This window comes from Levilactobacillus lindianensis (assembly GCF_003946095.1).
Classification (GTDB): Bacteria; Bacillota; Bacilli; order Lactobacillales; family Lactobacillaceae; genus Levilactobacillus; species Levilactobacillus lindianensis.
Window position 1 is genome coordinate 99,587 of record NZ_RHOD01000008.1, and the last position, 7,352, is coordinate 106,938.

The 7,352-nt window shown below is 49.8% G+C and carries 5 protein-coding genes; all 5 read left to right on the top strand.

Translation table 11 applies throughout. The features are described from left to right. The first annotated feature begins 38 nt into the window (after positions 1–38). Entirely contained in the window at positions 39–2,003 is a 1,965-nt protein-coding gene (gene parE / locus EKM70_RS04945; protein WP_057878404.1) for a DNA topoisomerase IV subunit B, read from the top strand. 76 nt (positions 2,004–2,079) lie between these two features. Next, positions 2,080–4,485, top strand: a complete 2,406-nt coding sequence (gene parC, locus EKM70_RS04950; protein ID WP_404819857.1) for a DNA topoisomerase IV subunit A — start codon at positions 2,080–2,082, stop codon at positions 4,483–4,485. A gap of 135 nt (positions 4,486–4,620) precedes the next feature. Next, positions 4,621–5,580 carry a LysR family transcriptional regulator gene (locus EKM70_RS04955; protein ID WP_125545820.1) on the top strand — a complete coding sequence of 320 codons (960 nt, stop codon included), beginning with the start codon at positions 4,621–4,623 and terminating at the stop codon, positions 5,578–5,580. Between the two features lie 34 nt (positions 5,581–5,614). Further along, complete coding sequence (locus EKM70_RS04960) at positions 5,615–6,544, top strand: manganese-dependent inorganic pyrophosphatase (protein ID WP_057878403.1); 930 nt, start codon at positions 5,615–5,617, stop codon at positions 6,542–6,544. 135 nt (positions 6,545–6,679) lie between these two features. Next, the gene (locus EKM70_RS04965) at positions 6,680–7,255 is read left to right on the top strand and encodes a matrixin family metalloprotease (protein ID WP_125545822.1); all 576 of its coding nucleotides are present in this window, start codon (positions 6,680–6,682) and stop codon (positions 7,253–7,255) included. Positions 7,256–7,352 lie beyond the last annotated feature (97 nt).

Consider the following 7,352-nt stretch of genomic DNA (forward strand, 5'->3'; position numbering starts at 1 on the left):
AACGAAAAGAAACTAGTAAAAGTAAAGGGGATTTACGCATGGCGAAAGCAAAAGCAAAATATGACGATTCCTCCATCCAGGTGTTGGAGGGATTGGAAGCTGTTCGTAAACGTCCTGGGATGTATATTGGGTCAACTGATGGCCGCGGTTTGCATCACTTGGTCTACGAAATTGTTGATAACGCCGTCGATGAGGCTTTGGCCGGTTACGGTAAGGAAATCAATGTTACTATCCACCAGGACAATAGCATCACCGTTGTCGATCATGGGCGAGGTATGCCAGTCGGCATGCACGCTTCAGGGATTCCAACGCCAGAAGTTATTCTGACGGTCCTCCATGCCGGTGGTAAGTTTGGTCAAGGCGGCTACAAGACCTCTGGTGGGTTGCATGGGGTCGGGGCTTCCGTTGTGAACGCCTTATCCAGTGCACTCACCGTCACCATCGTTCGTGATGGCGTCCGTTACGAAGAAAAATTCGCTAACGGTGGCCACCCCCAAGGGACCCTGGTGAAGAAGGGCAACACGCGGGCACACAATGGGACCACGCTGACCTTTAAACCCGACACTAAAATTTTTACAACGACTGTTTATAACTTTAATACGCTCTCAGAACGACTGCGGGAATCAGCCTTCCTGCTCAAGGGTGTCAAAATCACCTTAACTGACGAACGATCCGGCCAGGAACGCGCCGAAGAATACCATTACGAAGAGGGTATCAAGGAATTTGTCAGCTACTTAAACGAAGACAAGGATACCCTTGGAGATATCATGTATTTCGATGGCAAGAAGGATGGGATTGAAGTTGAAGTCGCTGCTCAATACAACGACGGGTATACCGAAAACCTGCTGTCCTTCGTCAACAACGTCCGGACTAAGGACGGTGGGAGTCATGAAGTGGGTATGCGTAGTGGCTGGACCAAGGCCTTCAACGAATATGCCCGCAAGGTGGGCCTGCTCAAGGATCGCGATAAGAACCTGGAAGGCACCGACGTTCGTGAGGGCTTGTCTGCGGTCATCTCCCTGCGGATCCCAGAAAATCTCCTACAATTTGAAGGCCAAACCAAGGAAAAATTGGGGACGCCAGAAGCACGAACTGTTGTCGACAACGTGATCAGCGAACAACTCGGGTATTACCTGATGGAAAATGGGGACTTCGGTCAGATGTTGATCCGTAAGTCGACCCAAGCCCGTCAGGCCAGAGAAGCCGCCCGAAAGGCCCGTGACGAGAGCCGTAGTGGTAAGCGTCACAAGAAACACGAACGCCTTTTATCTGGTAAGTTGACCCCAGCGCAATCCAAGAACGCCGCCAAGAACGAACTGTTCCTGGTCGAAGGGGATTCCGCCGGCGGATCGGCTAAACAGGGCCGTAACCGGAAGTTCCAGGCCATCCTGCCCCTTCGAGGTAAGGTTTTGAACACCGAAAAGGCTAAGCTACCCGACATCATGAAGAACGAAGAAATCAGCACCATGATCTATACGATTGGGGCTGGGGTCGGCGCGGAATTTAACATTGAAGATGCCAACTACGATAAGATTATCATCATGACCGATGCCGATGACGATGGGGCGCATATTCAGATTCTCTTGCTCACCTTCTTCTATAAATACATGCGACCAATGATTGACGCTGGGCGAATCTACATCGCCTTGCCACCGTTGTATCGTATCAAGACGACCGGCAAGAAATCACAGATTGAATATGCTTGGACCAACGACGAGTTGGCAGCCAAGACTAAAAAGATTGCCAACCACGGCTACAACCTCCAACGTTTCAAAGGGTTAGGGGAAATGGACGCCGAACAACTTTGGGAAACCACCATGGATCCCGACAATCGAACTCTGATTCGGGTTCAGATTGACGATGCCGCACTGGCCGAACGCCGTGTGACGACCCTAATGGGGGACAAGGTTGAACCCCGCCGGAAGTGGATCGAAAACAACGTTCAATTCACGCTAGAGGAAGACAACACGAGTCTGTTGGAATCCTCCGATCCCGAAAAGTAAACCAATTATCGGTGAAAGGAGACATCATTTCGTGAGTGAAGGACAGAAGATTCAAGAACTAACGTTAGAAGAAGTGATGGGTGACCGCTTCGGCCGTTACTCAAAATCCATTATTCAGGAACGGGCCTTGCCGGATATTCGTGATGGCTTAAAACCCGTTCAACGGCGAATTCTATTCGCCATGAACAAAGATGGTAACACCTATGATAAGGGCTTCCGTAAGTCCGCCAAGTCTGTCGGAAATGTCATGGGTAATTTTCACCCCCATGGTGACAGTTCGATCTACGAGGCGTTAACGCGGATGAGTCAGGACTGGAAGGTCCGCGAACCCTTAATTGAAATGCACGGGAACAACGGGTCAATGGACGGCGATCCCGCTGCCGCTATGCGATATACCGAAGCCCGTCTGAGTAAGCTGGCTGGGGAAATGCTCCGCGACATTGATAAGGACACCGTGGAAATGGTGCTCAACTTCGATGATACGGAATACGAACCCACCGTTTTACCTGCTCGGATTCCGAACCTGCTGGTAAACGGCGCTACCGGGATTTCTGCAGGTTATGCCACGGAGATTCCACCGCACAACTTGGGTGAGGTCGTGGATGCCTTGATCTACTTGCTCAGCCACCCCAAGGCCACGCTACCTGAACTGATGAACTTTGTTCAGGGGCCCGACTTTCCAACTGGCGGGATTATCCAAGGAAAAGACGGCATCGTCAAGGCCTATGAGACCGGTCGAGGCCGGATTGTCGTGCGCTCGAAGACGGTCATTGAACCCCTACGTGGGAACAAGAGTCAGATCACGGTTACCGAAATTCCTTATGAAGTTAACAAGGCCCAATTGGTCAAGAAGATTGATGAGATTCGCTTGAACAAGAAGGTTGAGGGCCTCGCCGAAGTCCGCGATGAAACCGACCGTGATGGTCTGCGGATCGCGATCGAATTGAAACGTGACGCCGATGCCCAAGGGGTTCTGAACTATCTGTTCAAGAACACCGAGCTGCAAATTACCTATAACTTTAACATGGTTGCCATTAACCATATGCGACCAGAACACGTGGGCTTGAAGACCATCCTGAGTGCCTACCTGGAACACCAACGCGATGTGATTACGCGACGGACCAAGTACGAACTCCAGAAGGCTTTGGACCGACAGCACATTGTGGTGGGGCTAATCAAGGCCTTGTCCATTCTGGACCAAGTCATCACGACCATTCGGGCCAGCAAGGACCGGCGTGATGCCCGGAACAACTTGATGACCAGCTACGACTTCTCCGAGAAACAAGCCGATGCCATCGTGGCCTTACAGCTTTACCGGTTGACCAACACCGACGTGACCCAGTTAGAAGCTGAATCCGAACGACTGTCGGCCGCCATCGAACGGGATCACCAGATCTTGGCGGAAAAGAAGACGTTAAACGCCGTGCTCCGCAAGGAACTGAAGGAAGTCGCCAAGGCTTACCGCAACCCTCGACGGACCGAGATTCAGGACGAAATTGAGGATCTCAAGATCAAGACGACCGTCACCGTGGCCGACGAGGACGTGATCGTTCTGGTCAGTCACGACGGTTATCTCAAACGCTCCGGCGTGCGGTCTTACACGGCTTCTGATCCCGAGGACAATGGGTTGAAGGACGAAGATTATCCAATTTTCTTGGAGAAGTTGAGTACCTTGAACCATCTGATGATGTTTACCAGCAAAGGGAACCTCATCTATCGACCCGTTCACGAGATTTCGGACGTCAAGTGGAAGGAAACCGGGGAACATATCTCCCAAACGATCGGCTTAGCTGCCGACGAGGAGATTGTGGCCACGTTTGCCTTTAAGACGCTCAAAGAGCCCGGCCGTTTCCTCATCGCTACCAGCGATGGCTACATCAAGCAAACGGCCTTCAGCGACCTTACACCAGGTCGGACGTACAAGCGCCGGGCCATGGTCTTTGAAAAACTTAAACATCCCGAAGCCAGCGTCGTTCAGGTCAAATACCTCACGGATACTGACGATCAGACCGGAATCTTACTCCTGTCACAAAATGGTTATGCCCTGAGATATCCAATCGACGAGGTTTCCATCAATGGGGCCCGGACCACTGGGGTTCGTTCCATGGATCTCCGTGACGACGACCAGGTCGTTAATTTAGCCCTGGTTACCGATAAGGATACTATTGCCATGATTACCCAGCGTGGGGCCTTCAAGCGACTCGCGATGAAGGAGCTTTCCGTCACGAGTCGCGCTCGTCGTGGGGTCTTAGTACTCCACGAACTCAAGCGCGATCCGCACCGAGTCGTGGACTTCATGACGATTCCAGCTGGCAATCCGCCACTGGAAATTATCACCAGTCGGGAACGAACCCATGACGTCATGCCAACCGATCATCCTCTGAGCGGGCGTTATTCCAACGGTTCATTCGTGGTTGATACCGACGTCGAAGGGACGCCAATCTCCCTACGTCTCAAACCAACAGAATTGGTTCTGGACTAGGCCTAGTCGCCGTTTCTGAGCGAAAATCGTTGCGCTTTCAATGGAAACAGCCTATTATATACTTTAATAGTAACCATTAGACTGAAGTAGTGTTCGCCAGTCGTACGCCACGCCAGTCAGAAGGAGTAAACGCGGATGAAGACGAAACAAGAGAGCATCTTTTCTTCTAAAACCCTGACGTATTTTCTACAGCTTGCCGAAACCATGAATTACACGCAAGCTGCTCAAATTCTGGGCATTACCCAGCCAGCGTTAACCCAACAGATTAAGAAGTTGGAGCGTACGGTGGGCGCCCCGTTGTTCTATTCGGTAGGTAAGAAACTTCGCCTATCAGATGCCGGTTACACCATGCTTGACGCCACGCATAAGATTTATGCGATTCTGAATCAAGCTACCGATGAGATCCAGCAGTCAACCAGCGCAACGCAAGGGGAGATCAACATTGGTCTCCTGGCCTCGATGGAAGATGCCGTCTTCGAGGACTTTGCAATTCTGTCCTATCAGAAGAATCCGGACGTCAAGATCTCGTTTCACATGCTGACCCGTAAAGAAATCTGGGAACGCTTGGAAAACAATAAGATTGACCTGGCCATTATGTACCTACCGGACGATTCTATTAAGAATTGGAAGCCATACGAGTCAAAGAAGATTATTTCCGATGATCTGTTGTTTATTCACCACGATGAACGACTCGCTAAGAAACGGCGAATCAAGTTCAAAGACACTACTGATCAGGTTTGGGCCATGTATCCCGATGGTTACTATCTGAATCAGACCATTCACGAGGCCTATAAGAACCAGCTGGCTGACTTCCCGAAAGGGGTCGCCAACTTCACCACGCCAACGCAGCTCCTGCATTTCTCGATGCAGACCCAGGCGTCCACAGCGTTACCCAACTCGTTTATGGTTGGTCAAGAATCGTTGCCCCAAACGTGGACAGCACACTTTGACCCCAACATTCGATTTGATTTGGCGTTCGTCTTCCGTAAAGGGAAGGCGGAGATTCCCCGAATCAGTCACTTCCTGGCGCAGTTCGATCAGTATTTAGAAGCTGAGGACTATATTTCACGCCTTAAACATTTGCGTAACAAGTAAACCTAAAAATCTATTTGTTAAAGGAGTTTTTTCAATGAGTAAAGCCTTAATTTTCGGTCACCAGAATCCTGATACAGATGCCATTGTTGCCGCCAAGGCCTTTGCCTACTACCAAACGCAACGTGGTTATGACGTTGAAGCGGTTGCCTTAGGTGAACCTAACATGGAAACCAACTACGTCTTGAACCATTTCGACGAACCAGCACCACGGGTCGTTAAGACGGTTTCTAACGAAGTCGACCAAGTGATGTTAGTCGACCACAACGAAGCGCAACAAAGTGTTTCGGACTTAGACAAGGTTCAAGTAACCTTCGTCGTTGACCATCACCGGATTGCCAACTTCCACACTGATGCCCCTCTGTACTACCGTGCAGAACCAGTGGGTTGTGTCAGCACGATCTTAACGGAAATGTTCGACGAAGCTAAGATTGAAATTCCTGCTAAGTTAGCAGGTCTGATGCTTTCAGCTATCATTTCTGACACCTTGTTATTACAATCGCCAACCACGACTGACAAAGACCGCGAAGCCGTTCGCGCCTTAGCAGAAATTGCTGATGTCGACGTTCAAAGTTACGGGATTGCCATGCTTAAGGCTGGTACTAATCTGGCTGCTAAGAGCGACAAGGAATTAATCGATGGGGACGCAAAGTCCTTTGACATGAATGGTCACAGCGTACGTATTGGCCAAATCAACACCGTTGACTTGGACGACGTGATCTCTCGTCAAGCTGGCTTGGAAAAAGCTATGCAAGACGAAATCGCTAGCGAAGGCTACGACTTATTCATTACCTTAGCAACTAACGTGTTGAACAGTGACTCCGAACTCATCGTTGCTGGTGAACCTAAGGATGTCGTTGAAAAGGCCTTTAACACGAAGCTGGCTGACAACCGTGCTAGTCTTCCTGGTGTTGTTTCCCGGAAGAAGCAAGTTGTGCCACCATTGACTGAAGCCTTTAACGCTTAAATTATTGAGATTAAACGCTTATTGAAGAAACTATTCTTCAATAAGCGTTTTTTTTCGGAAAAAAACCCGACCTTGCTATAATACTGACCGATGGTAGCCGTTAGGCACATTCCCTTAGAGAAGAAGGGATTCTGCATGACAAGAAGTGCATGGTACCGTAAAGCTTTAACGACGTTAGTAACAGTGGGTCTTTTTGTCAGCCAAATCGGTGGGATTGTTGCTTCGGCGGCAACAACCACACCGTTCGGGGCGCAGCGGTTCGCGAAAGACCATGCGACCTATGTGATTACCACTAAATCGGATTATTACAAGTCGATTTGGCGGTCTGCCATCGATGCCTGGAACGCAACTGGGGCATTCAAATTTAAGTCTAGTTCAAGCAGCAAGGCCCAGATCACCTTGGGAATCGCTTCAAAGAGTGAATCCAAGAAAATGGGTAACGATGTCGGATTAACCGAATTTTGGGCCCGGGATAATTATTTTGTCTCGGTCAACTCACTTCTAAATGCCAGATTAATTAAGGAATACGATTACTCACGGTCCGACGCGATCCACGTGGCCGAACATGAATTGGGTCACGCCATGGGATTAGCCCACAACCCATCTACCAAGAGTGTGATGTATTACCGTAACCGTGCCGTTGGCATTCAAAGAGTTGATATCAATGGAGTCAGAGCCCGTTATCAGACACCGGCTGGCCGCACAAACTAAAGGCTTAGACGATTGCAAAAGAGGCTGTGACATAAGTCTCCAAAATGAAAGCTGGTTGAGAGGAATCTTCGGATTTCTCCCGACCAGCTTTTTGGTA

Excerpts from the sequence above, each read along its gene's own strand:
- parE (WP_057878404.1), top strand. The coding sequence starts at position 39 with ATGGCGAAAGCAAAAGCAAAATATGACGATTCCTCCATCCAGGTGTTG.
- parC (WP_404819857.1), top strand. The coding sequence starts at position 2,080 with ATGGGTGACCGCTTCGGCCGTTACTCAAAATCCATTATTCAGGAACGG.
- EKM70_RS04955 (WP_125545820.1), top strand. The coding sequence starts at position 4,621 with ATGAAGACGAAACAAGAGAGCATCTTTTCTTCTAAAACCCTGACGTAT.
- EKM70_RS04960 (WP_057878403.1), top strand. The coding sequence starts at position 5,615 with ATGAGTAAAGCCTTAATTTTCGGTCACCAGAATCCTGATACAGATGCC.
- EKM70_RS04965 (WP_125545822.1), top strand. The coding sequence starts at position 6,680 with ATGACAAGAAGTGCATGGTACCGTAAAGCTTTAACGACGTTAGTAACA.